The sequence below is a fragment of the Cellulomonas sp. NPDC055163 genome, from assembly GCF_053607065.1.
On sequence record NZ_JBSGSU010000008.1, the window covers coordinates 182,999 to 204,241 of the forward strand.

Genomic DNA, 21,243 nt, shown 5'->3' on the forward strand with positions numbered 1-21,243 from the left:
TGCGGTCCGTGCCCTGGGAGAAACATGTACCAGATGTGTTCGGGTCTAGGGAAACGGGAACTTACTGGGCCTGGGTGGCCAAGTGGGAGCGGGGCGGGTGTCCGCGTGCAGCTGCACGCGGCCGCCGGCCTGTCAGGCCCCCAGCACGTCCCGGTAGACGTCGATCGTGCGCTCCGCGACGGCGTCCCACGAGAAGTGGTCCTCGACGCGCCGTCGCGAGGCCACGCCGCGCTCGGCCGCCCGGGCCGGGTCGGAGACGGCCTCGACGAGCGCCGCGCCGAGGTCCGCGACGAACACATCGGGGTCGAGCGGTGTCCCGGTGCCGTCCTGGACCTGCTCGATCGGCACGAGCCACCCCGTGACGCCGTCGTCGACGACCTCGGGGATCCCGCCCGTCGCGGAGCCGACGACGGGCAGGCCGACCGCCATCGCCTCGAGGTTGACGATGCCGAGCGGCTCGTACACCGACGGGCACACGAAGACCGTGCCGGCCGCGAGCACCGCGACGAGCTCGGGGCGCGGCAGCATCTGCTCGATCCACACGACCCCGCCGCCGCGGCGCGTGCGCAGCTCGTCGACGAGCCCCGACACCTCCGCCATGATCTGGGGGGTGTCCGGCGCGCCCGCGCACAGCACGAGCTGGACCTCGGGCGGCAGCAGGTCGGCGGCGCGCAGCAGGTACGGCAGGCCCTTCTGCCGGGTGATGCGCCCGACGAAGACCACCGAGGGCCGGTCCGGGTCGATGCCCAGACGGCGCACCACGGCGTCGGCCTGCGCGAGCGCCTCGTCGCTCGTGGGCCGCTGCCACCCCGCGAGGTCGATGCCGTTGTGCACGACGTGCACGCGGTCGGGGTCGATCGCCGGGTAGCTGCGCAGGATGTCGGCGCGCATGCCGCCGCTGACCGCGATGACGCCGGCCGCCGCCTCGAACGCGGTCCGCTCGACCCAGCTCGACAGCGCGTACCCGCCGCCGAGCTGCTCGGCCTTCCACGGCCGCAGCGGCTCGAGGCTGTGCGCGGAGACCACGTGCGGGACGCCGCCCAGCAGTCCGCCGAGGTGCCCGGCCAGGTTCGCGTACCAGGTGTGGGAGTGCACCAGGTCGGCGCCCTCGAGGTTCGCGGCGATCTGCAGGTCGACGCCCATCGTCGCCAGGGCGGCGTTCGCGCCGGCGAGCTCGGCGGGGACGTCGTACCCGTGCACGTCTGCCTCTTCGCGCGGACCGTCGAAGCAGTGCACGCGCACGTCGATGCTGCGCCTCAGGACGGCCGCCAGCTCGGCCACGTGGACCCCTGCCCCGCCGTACACGTGGGGCGGGTACTCCCTGGTCAGCAGGTCGACTCGCATCGTGTCCCCTCTCCACGGGCCGGGGCTCCCCCGTCCACCGTGCGACACGCTAGTCCTTCGCGGCGTTCGCCTCGCCTCGGGAACCACGGAGGCCTAGGGTCTGTCCCATGGCAGCGCCGCGCGTCCTGGCAATCGTCCTCGCAGGTGGGGAAGGCAAGCGGCTCATGCCGCTCACGGCGGCACGGGCCAAACCCGCTGTGCCGTTCGGCGGCATCTACCGGCTGGTGGACTTCGCGCTGTCGAACCTCGTGAACTCCCACTACCTGCACATCGTCGTGCTGACGCAGTACAAGTCGCACAGCCTCGACCGGCACGTCGCCAAGACGTGGCGCATGTCCACGCTGCTCGGCAACTACGTCGCCCCGGTGCCCGCGCAGCAGCGCGTCGGCAAGCACTGGTACCTCGGCAGCGCGGACGCGATCTACCAGTGCCTCAACATCATCGAGGACGAGCGCCCGGACATCGTGGTCGTGGTCGGCGCCGACCACGTGTACCGCATGGACTTCTCCCAGATGGTCGACCAGCACATCGAGTCGGGCGCGGAGATCACGGTCGCGGGCATCCGCCAGCCGATCGACATGGCCGACCAGTTCGGGGTCATCGAGACCGACGCGGACGATCCGATCCGGATCGCGGCGTTCCGCGAGAAGCCGAGCGACCCGGTCGCGGTCCCGGGCTCGCCGGGCGAGATCTTCGCGTCGATGGGCAACTACGTCATCAACGCGGACGCGCTCATCGAGGCCGTCACGGCCGACGCCGCCGACGCGAACTCGCGCCACGACATGGGCGGGGACCTCGTGCCGTCGTTCGTCGAGAAGGGCACCGCGGCGGTCTACGACTTCATCAAGAACGACGTCCCGGGCTCGACCGACCGGGACCGCGACTACTGGCGCGACGTCGGGACGCTCGACTCGTATTACGACGCGAACCAGGACCTCATCTCGATCGAGCCGGTGTTCAACCTCTACAACGACTCGTGGCCGGTGTTCACGGGCTACACGGGCCTGCCGCCCGCGAAGTTCGTGCACGCGGGCCCGGGGCGCCTGGGCCACGCGGCGGACTCGATCGTCTCCCCCGGCGTGCTCGTCTCGGGTGCGACGGTCTCGGGCTCGGTCCTGTCGCCCGGGACGTACCTGCACTCGTGGGCGCAGGTGACCGACTCGGTGCTCATGGACGGCGTGCACGTGCAGCGCTACGCCCAGGTGCACCGCGCGATCATCGACAAGAACGTGATCGTCCCGGAGCGCGCACGGATCGGTCTCGACCGCGAGCACGACCTCGCGCGCGGGTTCACCGTCACCGAGTCGGGCATCACGGTCGTCCCCAAGGGTCACGTCATCGAGGACTGAGCGGGGCGGGCCGGGCCGGTGCACCGCGGCGGACGACGAGGGCTGAACGCGCACGACGGCCCCGCCGACCCCGCGGTTACCCTGCCTCGCGTGACCTCCGTGCCTGCCGCCGACACCGCCCGACCCGACGCCGTCCGCCCGCGTCACCTTGTCGTGATGGACGTCGACTCGACCCTCATCACGGGCGAGGTCATCGAGATGCTCGCGGACCACGCCGGTACCCGGGCGGAGGTCGCCGAGATCACCGAGCGGGCGATGCGTGGGGAGCTCGACTTCGCCGCGTCGCTGCACGCGCGCGTCGCCGTCCTCGCCGGCCTGCCCGTCCGGGTGTTCGACGACGTGCTCGCGGCCGTCGAGCTCTCCCCCGGTGCGCCCGAGCTCGTCGAGGAGCTCGCGCGGCGCGACTGGCCGCTCGGGCTCGTCTCCGGGGGGTTCGTCGAGGTCGTCGCCCCGCTCGCCGCGCACCTCGGGATCACCCGCTTCCGGGCCAACGCGCTCGAGGTCGACGGCGGCGTGCTCACGGGTCGCGTCACCGGGCCCGTCGTGGACCGCGCCGCGAAGGCCACGTTCCTGCGCGAGCTCGCCGCGGCCGAGCGGATCCCGCTCGACCGCACGGTCGCGATCGGCGACGGCGCGAACGACCTCGACATGATCGCGGCCGCGGGGTTCGGGGTCGCGTTCAACGCCAAGCCGGTCGTGTGCGCGCAGGCCGACGCGGTGCTCGCGGCACGGCTCGACGAGGTGCTCGTGCTCGGGCCGTTCGCCTGAGCACGCCCGGGGCCGGCCCGCGGGACGTCGCGAGACGGCTGAGCCGTCAGTCCGCCGTCACGAGGCGCAGCAGCCGCGCGCCGTCGGGCTCGAGCGCGGACCACGCGGCGTCGGTCTCGAGGACGGAGTAGCTCGCCGTGGGGACCCCCGTGCGCACGCGCAGCACCGCCGTCTCGTCCGAGCCCGGTCCCGCGAGCAGCGCGGCCGCCTGGGAGACCGTGGGCTCGTGCCCGACGAGCAGCACCGCGCGTGCGTCCGGGTCGACCGAGCGGACGAGCTCGAGCAGCTCGCGGGCGCCCGCGGTGTAGAGCTCCTCGGACACCTCGACGTGCGGGGCGTCCGTGCCGAGAGCGTTGCGAGCGAGGTCCCACGTCTGGCGCGTGCGCACCGCCGACGAGCACAGCACGAGGTCCGGCACGAGATCCGCGTCGCGCAGGCTCGCCCCGACCAGACCGGCCTGGCGCCGCCCCTCGAGAGCGAGGGTCCGGACGTGGTCGTCGAGCACCCCGCCCGGCTCGGCCTTCGCGTGGCGCAGGAGGACGAGCCGCCGGGCGGCCGTCCACGTCCCGGTCACCGGCTACAGACCCATCGCGTGCACGCCGCCGTCGACGTGCACGATCTCGCCGGTCGTCGCGGGGAACCAGTCGGACAGCAGCGCGGCGACGGCGCGGGCCGTCGGCTCGGGGTCGTGCACGTCCCAGCCGAGGGGCGCGCGCTCGGGCCAGCCGCCCTCCATCGCCTCGAAGCCGGGGATCGACTTCGCCGCCGTGGTGCGGATCGGGCCGGCGGAGACGAGGTTGACGCGCACGCCGCTCGGTCCGAGGTCGCGCGCGAGGTAGCGGGCCGTCGACTCGAACGCCGCCTTGGCGACGCCCATCCAGTCGTACACCGGCCACGCGTAGCGCGCGTCGAACGTCAGGCCGACGAGCGAGCCGCCCGACGTCAGCAGCGGCTGCGCGGCGACCGCGAGCGCCTTGAGCGAGTACGCGGACACGTGCACGGCCGTCGCGACGTCCTCCCACTCCCCGGCGAGGAAGTTGCCGCCCATCACGGACTGCGGCGCGAAGCCGATCGAGTGCACGACGCCGTCGAGGCGGTCGATGCCCAGCTCGCGCACGCGGTCCGCGAGCGCGGCCAGGTCCTCGGCCGACGTGACGTCGAGCTGCACGACGGCCGCCTCGGCGGGCAGCCGCCGGGCGATCGCCTGCGTGAGCCGGAACTGGCGCCCGAAGGACGTGAGGACGACCTGGGCGCCCTGCTCCTGAGCGAGGCGGGCGACGTGGAACGCGATCGAGCCGTCCGTGAGGACGCCGGTCACGAGGAGCTTCTTGCCGTCGAGCAGACCCATGGGTGCTGTTCCGTTCCGGTCGAGTCGAGAGGGGGTCAGTGGCCCATGCCGAGGCCGCCGTCGACGGGGATGACGGCCCCCGAGACGTAGGCGGCGTCGGGCGAGGCGAGGAAGTGCACGGCGGCGGCGATCTCGTCGGCGTGCCCGAACCGGCCCGCGGGGATCGACGCCTTGTAGGCGTCCTGGCGCTCGGCGGGCAGCTCGGCGGTCATCGCGGTGTCGATGAAGCCGGGGGCGACGACGTTCGCGGTGATGCCGCGTCCGCCGAGCTCGCGCGTGATCGACCGCGCCATGCCGACGAGCCCGGCCTTGGACGCGGCGTAGTTGACCTGCCCGGGCGAGCCGTAGAGGCCCACCACGGAGGAGACGAGCACGATGCGCCCACGGCGGAGCCGGATCATGCCCTTGGACGCGCGGCGCACGCAGCGGAACGCGCCCGTGAGGTTGACGTCGAGCACCTGCTCGAACTCCTCGTCGGTCATGCGCATGAGGAGCTGGTCGCGCGTGATCCCGGCGTTGGCGACGAGCACCTCGACCGGACCGTGGGCGGCCTCGACCTCGGCGAACGCGGCGTCCACGGCGGCGGTGTCCCGCACGTCGCCCGTCACGCCGAGCACGCCGTCGGGGAGGTCGCCGCTGCGGTAGATCGTGGCGACCTTGTCGCCGGACGCGACGAACCGCTCCGCGATCGCGCGGCCGATGCCCCGGTTGGCACCCGTGACGAGGATGCTGCGGGGTCCGTTCTCACCTGCTGGAGTCTGCGGCACGAGATCCGACGGTATCCGACACGCGGGCCGGGTGTCGGTGACGCCCGCGCGCGAGATGGCGCGCCGCCCTTGTCGAGTGCCCACAACGACGCCGGACTACCATCGTGAGGTGAGAAGGAAGAGCCGTGAGACGGACGACGTGATCAGCATCACGTCCGCGCCGGAGCCGCTCGCCGACGACCTCGCGCGGCGCACCCGCCGGTACCTCCTGCAGATGGGCATCCGGACCCTGTGCTTCGTGCTCGCGGTCGTCCTCTGGGGCGTCGTGCCGATGTGGGTGTCGCTGCTGTTCGTCGTGGGCGCGGTCGTGCTGCCCTACGTCGCGGTGCTGTTCGCGAACGCGGGCCGCGAGCGCGTCGACCGGGTGCCGACCTACCTCGACCCCCGCGCGATCGGCGCACGCCCCGAGGACGGCGCCGACCCGGCCTCCTCCGCCGAGCACCCCGACCCGAGCCGTCCCCGAGGACCCCGATGAGCCTCCTGCAGCCCACCCCCGACACGGTCGACGAGCTCGTGTGCTCGCGCCGCGGCTGCCGCGCGGAGGCCGCGTGGGGCCTGCTGTGGAACAACCCGAAGCTGCACACGCCCGAGCGTCGCAAGGTCTGGCTCGCGTGCGACGAGCACCGCGAGCACCTGAGCTCCTACCTCGACGTGCGCGGGTTCCTGCGCGGTGCCGTGCCCGTCGCGGAGCTCGAGGTGGCCGAGAGCCCGTGAGACCGCACGTCCGCCGCGCGCTCGCGCTCGTCCTCGTCGCGCTCGTCGTCGCGACGGGCTGCACGTTCGCGGGCCGGTGGCAGTGGAACCGGCACGTCGCCCGCGACGCGCTGATCCGGGTCGTCGAGCGGAACTACGCCGCGGAGCCGGTCCGGCTCGACGAGGTGCTGCCGTCGGCGGACGCCGAGCTCGGGCCGGACGACGTGTGGCGCCGCGCCGTCGTGACCGGTCGCTACCTGCCCGAGGCGACGGTCCTGCTGCGCAACCGGCCCGTCGAGAGCACGCCCGGGTACCACGTGCTCGTCCCGCTCGTGGTGGAGGACGGCGGGGAGCCGGGCACGGTGCTGGTCGTGAACCGCGGGTTCGTCGGGATGGGGACCGACGGCTCGGCGGCGGTCGACGTCCCCCCTCCCCCGGCCGGCTCGGTGGAGGTCACGGTCCGGCTCCGGCTCGACGAGCCGCGGGCGCGTGCGGCGGCCGCCGGTCAGGTGCACGCGATCGCGGTCGCGCAGGTGCTCGGCCAGGCGCCGGACGACACCGCGCTCGACGGCCTGACCCCGTACCGCGCGTACGGCGCGCTGGCCGACGAGGCCCCGGCCCCCGCGCAGTCGCTCGTGCCGCTGCCCGCACCGAGCACCGACCCGGGGTCGCACTTGTCGTACGCGTTCCAGTGGTGGACGTTCGCGCTCGGGGCGCTCGTCGGGTTCTCCGTGATGGCCCGGCGGGAGCTGGTCGACGCCCGCGCCGAGGGCGAGGACGAGCCCGGCACACCGGGGCCCGACGGGGACGGCAATGCGCCGACGCCGCCGCGCCCACCCCGGGCGGCACGTGCGGCTCGCCGGGAACGCGGCCCGAGCGCCGAGGACGTCGAGGACGCGCTGATCGACGCCCAGCTCCGCTGACATCCGCGGGTCGGCGCCGCCGCACCGCGCGCCCGGACCGCGTCGGCGTGACCGCCCGGCGACGGCCACGACCGCCGAGGCGACCCGCTACGCGAGCGAGATGAGGTCGAGGTACGCCGGGCTCCACAGGTCCTCGTCGCCGTCGGGCAGCAGCACGACGCGCTCGGGGTTGAGCGCCGCGACCGCGCCCTCGTCGTGGCTCACCAGGACGACCGCCCCGGTGTAGCCGCGCAGCGCCGCGAGGATCTCCTCGCGCGACGCCGGGTCCAGGTTGTTGGTGGGCTCGTCGAGCAGCAGCACGTTCGCGGAGGACACGACGAGCGCCGCGAGCGCGAGCCGCGTCTTCTCCCCGCCCGAGAGGACGCCCGCCGACTTGTCGGCGTCGTCGCCCGAGAACAGGAACGAGCCCAGCACCGAGCGGACCTGGGTGTCCGTCAGGTCGGGTGCGGCCGAGCGGAGGTTCTCCACGACCGTGCGGGTCAGGTCGAGCGTCTCGTGCTCCTGCGCGTAGTACCCGAGCTTGAGCCCGTGCCCGGCCTTGACCTCACCGGTGTCGGGCTGGGCGAGGCCCGCGAGCATGCGCAGGAGCGTCGTCTTGCCCGCACCGTTGAGGCCCAGCACGACGACGCGGCTCCCGCGGTCGATCGCGAGGTCGACGTCGGTGAAGACCTCCTGCGAGCCGTAGGACTTGCTGAGCCCCTCGGCGGTGAGCGGCGTCTTGCCGCACGCCGCGGGCTCGGGGAAGCGCAGCTTCGCGACCTTGTCGGAGACGCGGACCTCCTCGAGCGAGGACAGCATCCGCTCGGCGCGGCGGGCCATGTTCTGCGCGGCGACGGCCTTGGTGGCCTTGGCGCGCATCTTGTCGGCCTGCGCGAGCAGCACCGCGGCCTTCTTCTCGGTGTTGGCGCGCTCGCGCTTGCGGCGCTTCTCGTCGGTCTCGCGCTGCAGCAGGTACGCGTCCCAGCCCAGGTTGTACTGGTCGAGCTCACCGCGGTTCGCGTCCAGGTGGAAGACCTTGTTCACGGTCGCGCGCAGCAGCTCGGTGTCGTGGCTGATGACCACGAAGCCGCCCGGGTAGCTCTTCAGGTAGTCCCGCAGCCACAGGATCGAGTCGGCGTCGAGGTGGTTGGTCGGCTCGTCGAGGAGCAGCGTGTCGACCCCCGAGAAGAGGATGCGGGCGAGCTCGACGCGGCGGCGCTGACCACCGGACAGCGTGCCGATCGTCTGCCCGAGGACGCGCTCGTCGAGGCCGAGGTTCGCCGCGATGCGGCTCGCCTCGCTCTCGGCCGCGTACCCGCCGGCCGCCGTGAACCGCGCCTCGAGCCGCGTGTAGCGCTCCATCGCGGTGTCCCGCGTCGCGTCGTCCGCGCTCGCCATCTGCCCCTCGGTCTCGCGCATCGCGCGCACGACCTCGTCGAGCCCGCGCGCCGAGAGGATGCGGTCCATCGCGAGTGCGCCGAGGTCACCCGTGCGCGGGTCCTGCGGCAGGTAGCCGATCTCGCCGGCGCGCGTGATCTGCCCGCCCGACGGCTGGGTCTCCCCCGCGAGCGTCTTGGTCAGCGTCGTCTTGCCCGCGCCGTTGCGCCCGACGAGCCCGATCCGGTCACCGGCGGCGATGCGGAACGTCGCCTCCTCGAGCAGCACGCGTGCGCCGACGCGCAGCTCGACGGCATGGGCAGTGATCACGGGGGTCCTTCCGGGACCGGGGCGCCGCACGGGAGCGGGCGCGCCGATGGACTGGGTCGGGCTGTGGTGTTCCTCCGAAGGCCGCACGCCGGTGTTGGACGCGGGCACAAACGCGGCCAAGTCTACGACCGGCTAGCGTTGCGCCCGGCCCGCTGCACCGGCCGCGTCCCGCCGAGCTGTCCGGGACCTCGTCCGGGGCAGCCACGTGGCAGCGCACCGGACGCCGAGCAGGGCGTCCACCGTCCGGACCCGCATCGCGTCCGGGCGGCACCGCCGCAGACCCGCCCGCACAGCCCCCGCACGACCCTTCGCACAGCCCAGCATCGCTGCCTCCGACACCAGGGAGTCCCCATGACCGACGCCTCAGAGCCGACGTCCGCGCGGCCGTCCGGAGCCCTCACGGCCGACGCGCCGGCACCGCCCGTCGCGCGCACCTCCGCGGCGACCGACGTGGCGCTCGTCGCGACGTTCGCGGCGTTCATCGCGGTCTGCACGCTCGTCCAGTTCCCCGTGCCGGGCCTCTCGATCCCCATCACGCTGCAGACCTTCGGCGTCATGCTCGCCGGCATCGCTCTCGGTGCACGGCGCGGCGCGCTCGCCGTGCTGCTGTACGTCGTCGTCGGGCTTGCAGGGCTGCCCGTCTTCGCGCAGGGCACCGGCGGCCTCGCCGTCGTGGCCAAGCCGTCGTTCGGGTACATCGTCGGCTTCGTGCTCGCGGCGGCGCTCGTCGGCTTCCTGGTCTCGCGGTTCGCCGCCCGGCTGAGTCCTGCGCGGCGGTACTGGGCGATCTTCGCGTGCGCGACGGTCACGAGCCTCGTCGCGATCCACCCGCTCGGCATCGCCGTGATGGGCTGGCGCCTGGGCATGTCGCCCGGCGAGGCGGTCCTCGCGGGGGCGACGTTCCTGCCCGGTGACGTGATCAAGAACCTGCTGGCGGCCCTCGTCGCCACGGCACTGTTCCGCGCGTTCCCCGACCTGCTGCGCGCACGCCGCTGACCTGGCGGACGCCGACCCCATGACGCCCCTCCGATGATCGAGCTCGACGCCGTCACCGTCACCGCGTACGCCACGCACGACGGCCGGTCCGAGGACGTCGTGACGCTGCTCGGACCGGTGACGTGCCGGCTCACGGAGCGGCGGGTCGCGGTCGTCGGCGCCAACGGCTCGGGCAAGTCGACGCTCGCACGCCTCGTCAACGGGCTCGCGCTGCCCTCGTCGGGCACCGTGCGGGTCGACGGGCTCGACACGTCGCGCGACGGGCCCGCGGTCCGGCAGCGCGTCGGGTTCGTGTTCACCGACCCCGAGGCGCAGCTCGTCATGCCGACGCCGCTCGAGGACGTCGCGCTCTCCCTGCGCCGGCTCTCGCTGCCCGCCGCCGAGCGGGACGCCCGCGCCCGGGCCGTGCTCGAGCGCTTCGGCCTCGGCGAGCGCGCCGAGGTGCCGGTGCACGCGCTCTCGGGCGGCCAGAAGCAGCTCCTCGCGCTCGCCGGGGTGCTCGCGACCGAGCCCTCCGTGCTCGTGTGCGACGAGCCGACGACGCTGCTCGACCTGCGCTGGCGCCGGGCCGTCGACGAGCTGCTCGCAGGGCTCGACCAGCAGGTGCTCCTCGTGACGCACGACCTCGACGCCGCCGAGCGGGCCGAGCGGGTGCTCGTCGTGGACGGCGGCGCCGTGGTGTTCGACGGCGACCCGCACGAGGGCGTCGCCGCGTACCGCGCGCTCATGTCCGACCGGCGACCGTGGTGAGCGCTGCTCGCGGGGGCCGCCCCCAGCGCGCGCCCTGGTCCGGGCCCCTCGGCCTGTACCACCCGGGCACCACCGTCCTGCACCGCGCGCGCCCCGGGCTCAAGCTCGCGGGGCTCGCGCTGCTCGGCGTCGCCGTCGTCGTCGCGACCGGACCGCTCAGCGCCGGGCTCGCGCTCGGCGCCGGGGTCCTGCTCGCCCTCGTCGGGCGCCTGCCGCCGCACGTGACCCTGCGCGGCCTCGGCCCGGTGCTCGTGACCGCAGCGCTCGTCGGCCTCTACCAGTGGTGGGCCCGCGGGTGGCCCGTCGCGGTCGAGGTCGCCCTCGACCTCGTGGCGCTCGTGCTCGCGGCCGTCGTCGTCACCGCGACCACGCCCGCGGACCGTCTGCTCGACACCCTGACGTGGCTCGCCCGACCCCTGCGGCACGTCGGGCTGCCGCCCGAGACGTTCGCGCTGGCGGTCGGGCTCATGCTCCGGACCGTGCCCGCGCTCGCGCGGACCGTGCACGAGGTGCGCGACGCCGCACGCGCGCGAGGGCTCGACCGGGACCCCCGCGCGCTGCTCGTGCCCGCCGCGGTCCGGACCGTCGCGCACGCGCGCGCCGTCGGTGACGCGCTCGCCGCACGCGGGCTCGGCGAGGAGCCGGACGCGCGTCCGTCTCGCCGTGCACACGCGTGACCGGCGGTCTACCGTCTGCGCCATGACATTCAGCGAGGGTGGCGGCTTCGAGGGCGGTCGCGTCGAGACCAGCCGTGGCGGGCGTGGTGCGGCGGTCGGCGGCGGCGTCGGGCTGCTCGGGATCGCGGTGTTCCTCATCGCCCAGTTCACGGGCGTCGACCTCACCGGTGTCGTCGGCGGCGCGCAGGGCAGCGGTGCGGCCGAGGAGGTCGGCACGGTCGGTGACTGCACCGTCGAGGAGGCGAACACGACGCGCGAGTGCCGCCTGTCCGGGACCGTGCAGTCGCTCGACGCCTACTGGGCTGCCGCCCTGCCCGCCGCGGGCGTCGAGTTCGTCGCCCCCGGCGTGCGGGCGTTCGAGGACGCCGTCGTCACCGGCTGCGGCCAGGCGTCCGCGTCGACCGGCCCGTTCTACTGCCCGCCCGACCAGAAGATCTACATGGACCTGCGGTTCTTCGACCTCCTGCAGAGCCAGTTCGGCGCGTCGGCCGGCTCGCTCGCCGAGATGTACGTCACGGCGCACGAGTACGGCCACCACATCCAGACGATCACCGGAGTCATGGACCGCGCGGACCGCCAGGGCACCGGCGCGACCTCCGACTCGGTGCGCGTCGAGCTCCAGGCCGACTGCTACGCGGGCGTCTGGGCGGGCAACGCGGCGAGCACGGTCGACCCCGACACCGGCGTCACGTTCCTCGAGCCGATCACCGACGCGCAGCTCGCCGACGCGCTCTCCGCGGCCGAGGCCGTCGGCGACGACCACATCCAGCAGCAGTCGGGCGGCGGCGTGAACCCGCACACGTGGACCCACGGGTCGAGCGAGCAGCGTCAGCGCTGGTTCACGACCGGCTACAACGAGCGCAACCTGGCGGCGTGCGACACGTTCGCGGCGACGGACCTCTGAGCCCAGGCAGCACCCTGCCCCGCGGAGCGCGGGGATCCCGCAGCACGACGAGAGCCCGGCACCTGTGCGGTGCCGGGCTCTCGTGCGGTGCGCGGCCTCCGCGCGGTGCCGGGCTCTCGCGCGGTGCCGGGCTCTCGCGCGGTGCCGGGCTCTCGTGCAGTGCGGCGCCCGACCCGTGCCGTCGCGGTGGGTCAGGGCGCCGTTCCCGGGCTGCTCAGATGTTGAAGCCGAGCGCCCGCATCTGCTCGCGGCCGTCGGGCGTGATCTTCTCCGGGCCCCACGGCGGCATCCAGACCCAGTTGATCCGGAAGCCGTCGACGACGCCGTCGAGCGACTGCCCGGCCTGGTCCTCGATGACGTCGGTCAGCGGGCACGCCGCCGAGGTCAGGGTCATGTCGATCACGGCGGTGTTGGTCTGGTCGACCGTGACGCCGTAGACGAGCCCGAGGTCGACGACGTTGATGCCGAGCTCGGGGTCGATGACGTCGCGCAGGGCCTCCTCGACGTCCGCGGCCGTGGTCGGGCTCGCGGGTGCGCCGCCCGGTGTGGTGGCTGTCATGCGTCCTCCTTGGTCCCGGCCGGCGCGGTGGCACCGGTCCTGATGAGCGCGTCCTGCAGTGCGGCCCAGCCGAGCAGCGCGCACTTGATGCGGGCGGGGTACTTCGCGACCCCGGTGAAGGCGGTGGCGTCACCGAGACGGTCCTCGGTGTCCGGCGCGAGGCCGGCGCCGCGCGAGCCCATGAGCTCGCGGAACTCCGCGGCGAGCGCGTCGACCTCGTCGAGCTGCGTGCCCGTGACGAGGTCGTGGAGCACCGAGACGGAGGCCTGCGAGATGCTGCAGCCCTCGCCCTCCCAGCTGAGGGCGGCGACCCGGCCGTCCGCGACCGCGACGCGCAGCGTCACCTCGTCGCCGCACGTCGGGTTGACCTGGTGCGACTCCCCCGCGCCCGGGCCGGCGTCGACGAGCCCGCGGCCGTGCGGCGCGCGCGCGTGGTCGAGGATGACCTGCTGGTACAGCTGCTCCATCGAGCTCATCGCAGCCCCTCCCGCGCGGTCCCGGCGGGCGCCGGTGCGTCCGTCACCCCGAAGAACGCCCGCACCCCCGCGAGTGCTTCCCGGAAGACCTCGATCTCCTCGAGCGTCGTGTACACCGCACCGCTCGCCCGCGCCGTGGCGGCGACGCCGAACCGGCGGTGCAGGGGCTGGGCGCAGTGGTGGCCGACCCGGACGGCGACACCCGCGTCGTCCAGCACCTGGCCGACGTCGTGCGCGTGCACCCCGTCGACGACGAACGACACCGCGGCGAGCCGGTCCCGGGTGTCCGTCGGGCCGATGACCCGCACGCCGGGCACGGACGCCACCGCGTCGAGCAGCGCCCGGGCGATCTCCGCCTCGTGCGCCGCGACCGCGGGCATCCCGAGCTCGTGCAGGTAGCTCGCGGCGGCACCCATCGCGACGGCCTGGGAGACCATCTGCGTGCCGGCCTCGAAGCGCTGCGGCGGCGGTGCGTACGTCGTGCTCTCCATCGTGACGACCTCGACCATCGAGCCGCCGGTGGTCACGGGGGGCATCGCCTCGAGCAGCTCCCGCCGCCCGTACAGCGCGCCGACGCCCGTGGGGGCGAGCATCTTGTGGCCGGAGAACGCGGCGAAGTCGACCCCGAGCGCCGCCAGGTCCACCGGCAGGTGCGGCACGGACTGGCACGCGTCGAGCACGGTGAGCGCGCCGACCTCGCGGGCCCGCGCCACGAACGCCTCGACGTCCGTGACGGCGCCGGTGACGTTGGACGCGTGCGTGAAGGCCAGCACGCGCGTGCGGTCGGTGACGACCGTCGCGAGCTCGTCGGTCCGCAGCCGCCCGTCGTCGTCCACCCCGATCCAGCGCAGCGTCGCCCCGGTGCGCGCGGCGAGCTCCTGCCACGGCACGAGGTTCGCGTGGTGCTCGAGCTCGGTCACGACGATCTCGTCGCCGGCCCCGAGCGCGAACCGACGGGCGTCCGCGCCGCCGCGGCCGAGCGACGCGTTCTGCATCGCGTACGCCACGAGGTTGAGCGCCGCCGTCGCGTTCGACGTCCAGACGAGCTCGCCCGGCGAGACGCCGACGAACGACGCGACCCGGGCCCGCGCGTCCTCGAACGCCTCGGTCGCCTCCTCGGCGAGCTGGTGCGCGCCGCGGTGCACCGCGGCGTTGCGCTGCGCGTAGAAGTCCTGCTCGGCGTCGAGCACGACCTCGGGCTTCTGCGACGTCGCCGCCGAGTCGAGGTACACGAGCGGGCGGCCGTCGCGCAGCGTGCGCGTGAGCAGCGGGAAGTCGGCGCGCACCGCCGCGAGCTCGCTCGCGCCCAGCCGGTGCTCCTGGGTCGTGGTCACGTCGTCCGTCCTCGCTGGGGGTGCCGCCGGCCGCAGGTCACGGCCGGTGCCCGCCGGCGGCCCCGCCCGCCGGAGCGGGGCGGGACCACCGGTCGGAGGTCACGCGGTGATCGTGCCCGTCGGCAGGAACCGGTCGTAGCCCTCGTTCTCGAGGCGCTCGGCGAGCTCCGGGCCGCCCTCCTCGGCGACCTTGCCGTCGACGAAGACGTGCACGAAGTCGGGCGTGATGTAGCGCAGGATGCGCGTGTAGTGCGTGATCAGCAGCACGCCGACCTCGCCGCCCGAGCGGACGCGGTTGACGCCCTCGGAGACGATGCGCAGCGCGTCGACGTCGAGGCCGGAGTCGGTCTCGTCGAGGATCGCGAACTTCGGCTTGAGGAGCTCGAGCTGCAGGATCTCGTGGCGCTTCTTCTCCCCGCCCGAGAAGCCCTCGTTGACGTTGCGGGTCGCGAACTCGGGGTCCATGCGCAGCAGCTCCATGGCCGCCTTGACGTCCTTGGTCCACGTCCGCAGCGCGGGCGCCTGGCCGTCGATGGCGGTCTTGGCGGTGCGCAGGAAGTTCGTCACCGAGACGCCGGGGACCTCGACGGGGTACTGCATCGCGAGGAACAGGCCCGCCTTGGCGCGCTCGTCGACGCTCATCGCGAGGACGTCCTCGCCGTCGAGCGTGACCGTGCCGGCCGTGACGTCGTACTTCGGGTGGCCCGCGAGCGAGTAGGCCAGCGTGGACTTGCCCGAGCCGTTGGGGCCCATGATGGCGTGGGTCTCGCCGCTGCCGATCGTCAGGTCGACACCGCGCAGGATGGGCTTGGGGCCCTCCTTGGTCTCGACGCTGACGTGCAGGTCGCGAATCTCTAGCGTGGCCATTCTCAGTTCTCCTCGGAGGATCCGTGGGGGGCGTCGACGTCCACGAGCACACGCTCGCCGTCGACGGTCAGGGGGTAGACGGGGACGGGGCGCACCGCCGGGGGGCTGAGCGGCTTTCCCGTGGCGAGGTCGAAGCGCGAGCCGTGCAGCCAGCACTCGAGGGTGCGGCCCTCGACCTCGCCGTCGGACAGCGAGACGGCGCCGTGCGAGCAGATGTCGGAGACCGCGTGCAGGTCCCCCTCCTCGTCGCGGACGACCGCGACCTCCACGGGGCCCTTCTCACCCTCGAGCTCGAGGCGCAGGGCGCAGCCGACGGCGACGTCCTCGGCGTAGCAGGCGAACTGCGCGCTCACACCTGCTCCTGCTCGCGCACCTCGACCGCCGAGAGGTCCGTGTCGCCGGCCGGCAGGGTCGCCTCGGCCCCGAGCACGCTCATGCTCTTCTCGAGCTCGGCCTCGATCGACTCGAGCAGCCGCTCCTCGACCTCGGGCACGCCGATCGCGTGGACGAGCTCGGCGAAGAAGCCGCGCACGACGAGCCGGCGCGCGTCCGCCTCGGGGATGCCGCGCGAGCGGAGGTAGAACAGCTGCTCGTCGTCGAAGCGCCCGGTGGCGCTGGCGTGCCCGGCACCCTCGATGAGGCCGGTCTCGATCTCGAGGTTCGGCACCGAGTCGGCCCGCGCGCCGTCCGAGAGGACGAGGTTGCGGTTGAGCTCGTAGGTGTCCGTGCCCTCGGCCTCGGCGCGGATCAGCACGTCGCCGACCCACACCGTGTGCGCGCCCTCGCCCTGCAGCGCGCCCTTGTACGTGACGCGCGAGCGGCACGAGGGGACGTTGTGGTCGACGAAGAGCCGGTGCTCCTGGTGCTGGCCGGCGTCCGCGAAGTACAGGCCGATCATCTCGATCGACCCGTTCTCGCCGGAGAACTCGGCGTCCGGCGTGACGCGCACGACGTCGCCGCCGAGCGTCACGACGATGTGCTTGACCGTCGCGTCGCGGCCGACCGTGATGCGGTGGCTCGACGCGTGCACCGAGCCCTCGGCCCAGTCCTGGACCGAGACGAGGGTCAGGTGCGCCCCGTCCTCGACGACGACCTCGACGGTCTCGGCGAGCGACGCGGGGCCGACGTGGTCGATGACGACGAGCGACTCGGACAGCTCGCGGGCGTGCACGAGGATGTGCGACGCCGTGGTCTTGCTCGCGTCGATGCCCTCGACGCGGACCATCGTCGCCGCCGAGGCCACGGCCTGCGGCGGGACCGTGAGGATCGTCGCGCGCTGGAACGAGGCCCACGCCGTGGCGGCCGTGCGGTCGCCCGGCTTGCCGGCCTGGCCGAGCCGCACGTCGTCGCGGTCGACGACCTCGACCGTGACCTCGGGCGCCTCGACGACGGTCGTGAGCACCTTCGGGCCGGTCAGCTCGTCCGCGAACAGCGGGGCGAGCCGGTCGACCGGCGCGAACCGCCACTCCTCCTCGCGCCCGGTCGGCACGGGGAACTGCGCGAGCTCGAACGAGCTCACGCGCTCCGCGCGCGACGACTGCGGCGTGCCGCCGACCCCGTGGCGGTGCGCCCCGTCGGCGACGGCGCGCGAGTGGTCGGTCGTGAGGCCGCCGGGCGTGCCCGGGGTCTCCTGGTCAGTTGTGGTGCTCGTCATCAGCCGACGGACCCTTCCATCTGCAGCTCGATCAGGCGGTTCAGCTCGAGGGCGTACTCCATGGGCAGCTCGCGCGCGATCGGCTCCACGAAGCCGCGCACGATCATCGCCATGGCCTCGGTCTCGGCCATCCCGCGGGACATGAGGTAGAACAGCTGGTCCTCGCTCACGCGCGAGACCGTGGCCTCGTGCCCCATCGAGACGTCGTCCTCGCGGACGTCGACGTAGGGGTAGGTGTCCGAGCGGGAGATCTGGTCCACGAGCAGCGCGTCGCACAGCACGTTGGACGCCGAGTGGCTCGCGCCCTCGAGCACCTGCACGAGACCGCGGTACGACGTGCGGCCACCGCCGCGGGCGACCGACTTCGACACGATCGACGAGGACGTGTGCGGGGCGGCGTGCACCATCTTGGCGCCCGCGTCCTGGTGCTGGCCCTCGCCGGCGAACGCGATCGACAGCGTCTCGCCGCGCGCGTGCTCGCCCATGAGGTAGATCGCCGGGTACTTCATCGTGACCTTGGAGCCGATGTTCCCGTCGACCCACTCCATCGTCGCGCCCTCGGCGGCCGTGGCGCGCTTGGTCACGAGGTTGTACACGTTGTTCGACCAGTTCTGGATCGTCGTGTACCGGACCCGGGCGTTCTTCTTGACGATGATCTCGACGACCGCGGAGTGCAGCGAGTCCGACGAGTACACCGGCGCGGTGCAGCCCTCGACGTAGTGCACGTACGAGCCCTCGTCGGCGATGATCAGCGTCCGCTCGAACTGGCCCATGTTCTCCGTGTTGATCCGGAAGTAGGCCTGCAGCGGGATCTCGACGTGCACGCCCGGCGGAACGTAGACGAACGAGCCGCCCGACCACACCGCGGTGTTGAGCGAGGCGAACTTGTTGTCGCCCGGGGGGATCACGGAGCCGAAGTACTGCTCGAAGATCTCCGGGTACTCGCGCAGGCCCGTGTCGGTGTCGACGAAGATGACGCCCTGCTCCTCCAGCTCCTCCTGGATCTGGTGGTAGACGACCTCGGACTCGTACTGCGCGGCGACGCCCGCGACGAGGCGCTGCTTCTCCGCCTCCGGGATCCCGAGCCGGTCGTACGTGTTCTTGATGTCGTCCGGGAGGTCCTCCCAGCTCGTCGCCTGCTTCTCCGTCGACCGCACGAAGTACTTGATGTTGTCGAAGTCGATGCCCGACAGGTCCGAGCCCCACCAGGGCATCGGCTTCTTGTCGAAGAGGCGCAGGGACTTCAGGCGCGTCTTGAGCATCCACTCGGGCTCGTTCTTGAGCGCGGAGATGTTGCGGACGACGTCCTCGTCGACGCCACGGCGCGCGGTGGCGCCGGCAGCGTCGCCGTCGTGCCACCCGTACCCGTAGGTACCGATGGACGCGATGGCCTCGTCCTGGGTGAGGGGTGTGCTCACGGGGTTCTCGGTGGACGCACTCATGCGTTCGGTCCTTCCACAGGGGCAGGGGGCGTGGTGATCGGGATGTTCGTGGTGCACACGTGACCCCCGGCGGCGAGCGTCGAGAGGCGTTGCACGTGGACTCCGAGGAGACGCGAGAACGCGTGCGCCTCGGCCTCGCAGAGCTGCGGGAACTCGGTCGCGATCTGCTGCACCGGGCAGTGGCCCTGGCAGAGCTGGACCGCGCGTGCGCCGGGCCCGGGCCGCGCGGTCGCGGCGTACCCGTCTCGGGCGAGGCCGTCGGCGAGCGCCTGGGCGCGCGCCTGGACGTCGGGGCCCGCCGCGTCGACGGCCGCTGCGTGCCGGGTCTCGAGGTCGCGCACGCGGCGCTCGGCGAACTCCTCCAGCGCACCCGGGCCGGCGACCTCGGCGAGGAAGCGCAACGCCTGCGCCGCGAGCTCGGGGTAGCGGTGGGAGAGCGCCGCCTGGCCCTGCGCGGTGACGACGTAGCGGCGGGCCGGGCGTCCGCGGCGGGCGGGCGCAGGGGTGGTCGACTCGTGCACCGCGATCTGGGCGGTGCCCTCGAGGACGCCGAGGTGCCGGCGGATCGCCGTGCCGGTCAGGTCGAGCTCCGCGGCGAGCTCGGCCGCGGAGACGGGGCCGTCGGCGGCGACGAGCTCGAGGATGCGGCGTCGGGTCCCGGCCTCGTCGACGGCACCCGGCGCACCGCGCACGGCCGACGGCGCGAGGGGGGTCGCGGCGCCGTGAGCGGCGGTGGCCCGCGGGGCCGGCGGGGTCGCCCGAGGGGTCCGGGTCACCGGCATGGTCGCGCTCACGAACCACCTCCTCCGCAGTCTCGATATTGCCAACATCCTTGTTGCCGAATTCGTTCCGTGCAAGCAAGGTGACCCTCACCACGGCGGGCCACGCACGCACGGTGCGACGCCGGCCACCACCTAGACTCCGTGCGTGCCCGAGACCCCCGCCGTCGAGATCCGCGGCCTCGTGAAGCGGTACGGCTCCCGGGCGGTCGTCGACGGGCTCGACCTCGTCGCGGACGCCGGCCGCGTGACGGCGGTCCTCGGGCCGAACGGTGCGGGCAAGACGACGACCGTCGAGTGCTGCGAGGGCCTGCGCTCCCCCGACGCCGGCTCGGTGCGCGTGCTCGGGCTCGACCCGCTGGCCCACGCCCGCGCCCTCCGCCCGCGCGTCGGGGTCATGCTGCAGGACGGCGGCCTGCCGACCGGCGTGCGTGCGCTCGAGATGCTCGAGCACGTCGCCCGGCTGCACGCCCGCCCGCGCGACGTCGGCGAGCTCAGCGAACGACTCGGGCTCGGCGCGTTCGCGCGCACGACGGTCCGGCGGCTCTCCGGCGGTCAGCGCCAGCGGCTCGCGCTCGCGACCGCTCTCGTCGGCCGCCCCGAGCTCGTGTTCCTCGACGAGCCCAGCGCCGGCATGGACCCCCAGTCGCGGCGCGCGGTGTGGGAGCTCGTGCGCGAGCTGCGCGACGAGGGCACGTCCGTCGTGCTGACCACGCACCTCATGGACGAGGCGGAGGACCTCGCCGACCGCGTCGTCGTCGTGGACCACGGTGCCGTGATCGCGCAGGGCTCGGTCGCGGACCTCGTCGCGGCCGGCAGCGACCGGACGCTGCGGTTCACGGCGCCGGTCACCCTCGACGCGTCCGCGCTGGGCTCCCTGACGGAGGCGCTCACCACGCGACCCGCCCCGGGAGCCGGGCACGTCGTGCGTCCCTCCCCCGACGGCGGCGAGCTCGACTACGTCGTCACGGGGGACGTCGACGCCCGCACCCTCGCCGACCTCACCGCGTGGTGCGCCGCGCGGGACCTGCTCGTGAGCCGGGTGACCGTCGGGCGGCGCACCCTCGAGGACGTCTTCCTCGACCTCACCGGACGGAGCCTGCGATGAGCCCCGACACCCGCCCCGCACCGGCCGGCGGAACCGCGACGGACCCGGGACGCACACCCCCCGGCGCGGCCCCGGCCCTGCGGCGGGTGCTCACGCAGGCCGGCTTCGAGACGCGCATGATCCTGCGCAACGGCGAGCAGCTGCTCGTCACCGTGATCCTGCCGGTCCTCGTCCTCGTCGGGCTCGCGCGCACCGGTCTCGTCGAGCTCGCGACCGACGGCGCGTCCCGGATCGACTTCGTGGCCCCCGGGGTGCTGGCGCTCGCGGTGATGAGCACGGCGTTCACCTCGCAGGCCATCGCGACCGCGTTCGACCGGCGTAACGGCGTCCTGCGGCTGCTTGCCACCACGCCGCTCGGGCGCGGCGGGCTGCTCGCCGGCAAGGTCCTCGGCGTGCTCGCGGTCGAGCTCGTGCAGGTCGTGGTGATCGGGGCCGTCGCGGTCGCGCTCGGCTGGCGGCCGGAGCTCGCCGGCGTGCCCGCCGCGCTGCTCGCGATCCTGCTCGGCACCGCCGCGTTCACCTCGCTCGCTCTCGCGCTCGCCGGGGCGCTGCGGGCCGAGGCCGTCCTCGCGACCGCCAACCTCGTGCTCGTGCTGCTCGCGGTCGCGGGCGGCATCGTGATCCCGGCGAGCCAGCTGCCCGGCCCGCTGGGCGACGTCGCTCTGCTGCTGCCGTCGGGAGCGCTCGGCGAGGCGCTGCGTGCGGGGCTCGTCCACGGGCAGGTCGCGGTCACCTCGCTGCTCGTGCTGCTCGCCTGGGCCGTCGCGCTCGCGTGGGGCGCACGCCGGCTGTTCCGCTGGCACTGACGGGCCGCACGGC

24 protein-coding genes are annotated in these 21,243 nt (G+C 73.8%); 11 read left to right on the forward strand and 13 right to left on the reverse strand.

The genetic code is table 11. From position 1 onward, the window contains the following. Window positions 1–132: 132 nt before the first annotated feature. Window positions 133–1,344 carry a glycogen synthase gene (gene glgA / locus ACWFNE_RS16990; protein WP_452123598.1) on the reverse strand — a complete coding sequence of 404 codons (1,212 nt, stop codon included), beginning with the start codon at window positions 1,342–1,344 and terminating at the stop codon, window positions 133–135. Between the two features lie 107 nt (window positions 1,345–1,451). On the opposite strand from glgA, the gene glgC reads away from it, so the two are divergent. After that, on the forward strand, window positions 1,452–2,693 hold the full coding sequence (gene glgC, locus ACWFNE_RS16995; protein WP_452123599.1) for a glucose-1-phosphate adenylyltransferase: 1,242 nt from the start codon (window positions 1,452–1,454) through the stop codon (window positions 2,691–2,693). A gap of 90 nt (window positions 2,694–2,783) precedes the next feature. Further along, the gene (serB, locus tag ACWFNE_RS17000; RefSeq protein WP_452123600.1) at window positions 2,784–3,461 is read left to right on the forward strand and encodes a phosphoserine phosphatase SerB; all 678 of its coding nucleotides are present in this window, start codon (window positions 2,784–2,786) and stop codon (window positions 3,459–3,461) included. Window positions 3,462–3,507: 46 nt separating this feature from the next. Here the strand turns inward: serB and ACWFNE_RS17005 are convergent, their stop codons facing one another. From ACWFNE_RS17005 to ACWFNE_RS17015, 3 genes are read right to left on the reverse strand one after another with little or no spacing between them, the layout of a single operon-like run. Continuing rightward, the gene (locus ACWFNE_RS17005; RefSeq protein WP_452123601.1) at window positions 3,508–4,035 is read right to left on the reverse strand and encodes a SixA phosphatase family protein; all 528 of its coding nucleotides are present in this window, start codon (window positions 4,033–4,035) and stop codon (window positions 3,508–3,510) included. A 3-nt stretch (window positions 4,036–4,038) separates the two neighbouring features. Beyond that, window positions 4,039–4,809 carry an enoyl-ACP reductase FabI gene (gene fabI / locus ACWFNE_RS17010; protein WP_452123602.1) on the reverse strand — a complete coding sequence of 257 codons (771 nt, stop codon included), beginning with the start codon at window positions 4,807–4,809 and terminating at the stop codon, window positions 4,039–4,041. 35 nt (window positions 4,810–4,844) lie between these two features. Further along, a complete protein-coding gene (locus ACWFNE_RS17015) occupies window positions 4,845–5,576 on the reverse strand; it encodes a beta-ketoacyl-ACP reductase (protein ID WP_452123603.1) in 732 nt (243 codons plus the stop codon). 109 nt (window positions 5,577–5,685) lie between these two features. On the opposite strand from ACWFNE_RS17015, the gene ACWFNE_RS17020 reads away from it, so the two are divergent. The 3 genes from ACWFNE_RS17020 to ACWFNE_RS17030 are packed head-to-tail and all read left to right on the forward strand — an operon-like array spanning window position 5,686 to window position 7,192. Further along, a complete protein-coding gene (locus ACWFNE_RS17020; RefSeq protein ID WP_452123604.1) occupies window positions 5,686–6,051 on the forward strand; it encodes a DUF3099 domain-containing protein in 366 nt (121 codons plus the stop codon). Next, window positions 6,048–6,290 carry a hypothetical protein gene (locus ACWFNE_RS17025; protein ID WP_452123605.1) on the forward strand — a complete coding sequence of 81 codons (243 nt, stop codon included), beginning with the start codon at window positions 6,048–6,050 and terminating at the stop codon, window positions 6,288–6,290. Before ACWFNE_RS17020 ends, ACWFNE_RS17025 begins: the two co-directional genes overlap by 4 nt. Next, window positions 6,287–7,192 (forward strand): SURF1 family cytochrome oxidase biogenesis protein, encoded by a 906-nt coding sequence (locus ACWFNE_RS17030; RefSeq protein WP_452123606.1) that lies wholly within the window; start codon window positions 6,287–6,289, stop codon window positions 7,190–7,192. Before ACWFNE_RS17025 ends, ACWFNE_RS17030 begins: the two co-directional genes overlap by 4 nt. Window positions 7,193–7,279: 87 nt before the next feature. Here the strand turns inward: ACWFNE_RS17030 and abc-f are convergent, their stop codons facing one another. Further along, a complete protein-coding gene (gene abc-f, locus ACWFNE_RS17035; RefSeq protein WP_452123607.1) occupies window positions 7,280–8,878 on the reverse strand; it encodes a ribosomal protection-like ABC-F family protein in 1,599 nt (532 codons plus the stop codon). A gap of 351 nt (window positions 8,879–9,229) precedes the next feature. On the opposite strand from abc-f, the gene ACWFNE_RS17040 reads away from it, so the two are divergent. Genes ACWFNE_RS17040 through ypfJ form a run of 4 tightly spaced genes read left to right on the forward strand, consistent with a single transcriptional unit; the run spans window position 9,230 to window position 12,205 of the window. Beyond that, window positions 9,230–9,874 carry a biotin transporter BioY gene (locus ACWFNE_RS17040; protein ID WP_452123608.1) on the forward strand — a complete coding sequence of 215 codons (645 nt, stop codon included), beginning with the start codon at window positions 9,230–9,232 and terminating at the stop codon, window positions 9,872–9,874. A gap of 33 nt (window positions 9,875–9,907) precedes the next feature. Continuing rightward, window positions 9,908–10,624, forward strand: a complete 717-nt coding sequence (locus ACWFNE_RS17045) for an energy-coupling factor ABC transporter ATP-binding protein (protein WP_452123609.1) — start codon at window positions 9,908–9,910, stop codon at window positions 10,622–10,624. Next, entirely contained in the window at window positions 10,621–11,301 is a 681-nt protein-coding gene (locus ACWFNE_RS17050; RefSeq protein WP_452123610.1) for an energy-coupling factor transporter transmembrane component T family protein, read from the forward strand. The genes ACWFNE_RS17045 and ACWFNE_RS17050 overlap by 4 nt, the downstream gene beginning before the upstream one ends. Window positions 11,302–11,323: 22 nt before the next feature. Next, window positions 11,324–12,205, forward strand: coding sequence for a KPN_02809 family neutral zinc metallopeptidase (gene ypfJ / locus ACWFNE_RS17055; RefSeq protein ID WP_452123611.1), 882 nt, complete (start codon window positions 11,324–11,326; stop codon window positions 12,203–12,205). Window positions 12,206–12,419: 214 nt separating this feature from the next. On the opposite strand, the gene ACWFNE_RS17060 is transcribed toward ypfJ, so the two are convergent. From ACWFNE_RS17060 to ACWFNE_RS17095, 8 genes are all read right to left on the reverse strand, one after another. Then, window positions 12,420–12,764, reverse strand: a complete 345-nt coding sequence (locus ACWFNE_RS17060) for a metal-sulfur cluster assembly factor (RefSeq protein ID WP_034626887.1) — start codon at window positions 12,762–12,764, stop codon at window positions 12,420–12,422. Then, window positions 12,761–13,240 (reverse strand): Fe-S cluster assembly sulfur transfer protein SufU, encoded by a 480-nt coding sequence (gene sufU / locus ACWFNE_RS17065; RefSeq protein WP_452123612.1) that lies wholly within the window; start codon window positions 13,238–13,240, stop codon window positions 12,761–12,763. The genes ACWFNE_RS17060 and sufU overlap by 4 nt, the downstream gene beginning before the upstream one ends. Then, window positions 13,237–14,574: a SufS family cysteine desulfurase gene (locus tag ACWFNE_RS17070; RefSeq protein ID WP_452123613.1), complete on the reverse strand. Its 1,338-nt coding sequence runs from the start codon at window positions 14,572–14,574 to the stop codon at window positions 13,237–13,239. Before ACWFNE_RS17070 ends, sufU begins: the two co-directional genes overlap by 4 nt. A gap of 99 nt (window positions 14,575–14,673) precedes the next feature. After that, window positions 14,674–15,441: a Fe-S cluster assembly ATPase SufC gene (gene sufC, locus ACWFNE_RS17075; RefSeq protein WP_452123614.1), complete on the reverse strand. Its 768-nt coding sequence runs from the start codon at window positions 15,439–15,441 to the stop codon at window positions 14,674–14,676. 2 nt (window positions 15,442–15,443) lie between these two features. Next, the gene (locus tag ACWFNE_RS17080; RefSeq protein WP_452123615.1) at window positions 15,444–15,794 is read right to left on the reverse strand and encodes a Rieske (2Fe-2S) protein; all 351 of its coding nucleotides are present in this window, start codon (window positions 15,792–15,794) and stop codon (window positions 15,444–15,446) included. Then, window positions 15,791–17,095: a Fe-S cluster assembly protein SufD gene (sufD, locus tag ACWFNE_RS17085; RefSeq protein ID WP_452123616.1), complete on the reverse strand. Its 1,305-nt coding sequence runs from the start codon at window positions 17,093–17,095 to the stop codon at window positions 15,791–15,793. Before sufD ends, ACWFNE_RS17080 begins: the two co-directional genes overlap by 4 nt. Further along, window positions 17,095–18,537, reverse strand: a complete 1,443-nt coding sequence (gene sufB, locus ACWFNE_RS17090; RefSeq protein WP_452123617.1) for a Fe-S cluster assembly protein SufB — start codon at window positions 18,535–18,537, stop codon at window positions 17,095–17,097. Before sufB ends, sufD begins: the two co-directional genes overlap by 1 nt. Then, on the reverse strand, window positions 18,534–19,331 hold the full coding sequence (locus ACWFNE_RS17095) for a helix-turn-helix transcriptional regulator (protein ID WP_452123618.1): 798 nt from the start codon (window positions 19,329–19,331) through the stop codon (window positions 18,534–18,536). Before ACWFNE_RS17095 ends, sufB begins: the two co-directional genes overlap by 4 nt. Window positions 19,332–19,464: 133 nt before the next feature. Here ACWFNE_RS17095 and ACWFNE_RS17100 point away from each other — a divergent pair, with 133 nt between their 5' ends. Together ACWFNE_RS17100 and ACWFNE_RS17105 are read left to right on the forward strand one after the other, a co-directional pair. Then, complete coding sequence (locus ACWFNE_RS17100) at window positions 19,465–20,424, forward strand: ABC transporter ATP-binding protein (RefSeq protein WP_452123619.1); 960 nt, start codon at window positions 19,465–19,467, stop codon at window positions 20,422–20,424. Further along, entirely contained in the window at window positions 20,421–21,230 is an 810-nt protein-coding gene (locus ACWFNE_RS17105; RefSeq protein WP_452123620.1) for an ABC transporter permease, read from the forward strand. The genes ACWFNE_RS17100 and ACWFNE_RS17105 overlap by 4 nt, the downstream gene beginning before the upstream one ends. Window positions 21,231–21,243: the final 13 nt, after the last annotated feature.

What these genes read in the sequence shown, in the direction of transcription:
- sufU (WP_452123612.1), bottom strand. Translation starts at nt 13,240, where the DNA reads ATGAGCTCGATGGAGCAGCTGTACCAGCAGGTCATCCTCGACCACGCG.
- sufC (WP_452123614.1), bottom strand. Translation starts at nt 15,441, where the DNA reads ATGGCCACGCTAGAGATTCGCGACCTGCACGTCAGCGTCGAGACCAAG.
- fabI (WP_452123602.1), bottom strand. Translation starts at nt 4,809, where the DNA reads ATGGGTCTGCTCGACGGCAAGAAGCTCCTCGTGACCGGCGTCCTCACG.
- glgC (WP_452123599.1), top strand. Translation starts at nt 1,452, where the DNA reads ATGGCAGCGCCGCGCGTCCTGGCAATCGTCCTCGCAGGTGGGGAAGGC.
- sufB (WP_452123617.1), bottom strand. Translation starts at nt 18,537, where the DNA reads ATGAGTGCGTCCACCGAGAACCCCGTGAGCACACCCCTCACCCAGGAC.
- ACWFNE_RS17060 (WP_034626887.1), bottom strand. Translation starts at nt 12,764, where the DNA reads ATGACAGCCACCACACCGGGCGGCGCACCCGCGAGCCCGACCACGGCC.
- glgA (WP_452123598.1), bottom strand. Translation starts at nt 1,344, where the DNA reads ATGCGAGTCGACCTGCTGACCAGGGAGTACCCGCCCCACGTGTACGGC.
- ypfJ (WP_452123611.1), top strand. Translation starts at nt 11,324, where the DNA reads ATGACATTCAGCGAGGGTGGCGGCTTCGAGGGCGGTCGCGTCGAGACC.
- ACWFNE_RS17105 (WP_452123620.1), top strand. Translation starts at nt 20,421, where the DNA reads ATGAGCCCCGACACCCGCCCCGCACCGGCCGGCGGAACCGCGACGGAC.
- ACWFNE_RS17040 (WP_452123608.1), top strand. Translation starts at nt 9,230, where the DNA reads ATGACCGACGCCTCAGAGCCGACGTCCGCGCGGCCGTCCGGAGCCCTC.
- ACWFNE_RS17025 (WP_452123605.1), top strand. Translation starts at nt 6,048, where the DNA reads ATGAGCCTCCTGCAGCCCACCCCCGACACGGTCGACGAGCTCGTGTGC.
- ACWFNE_RS17045 (WP_452123609.1), top strand. Translation starts at nt 9,908, where the DNA reads ATGATCGAGCTCGACGCCGTCACCGTCACCGCGTACGCCACGCACGAC.
- sufD (WP_452123616.1), bottom strand. Translation starts at nt 17,095, where the DNA reads ATGACGAGCACCACAACTGACCAGGAGACCCCGGGCACGCCCGGCGGC.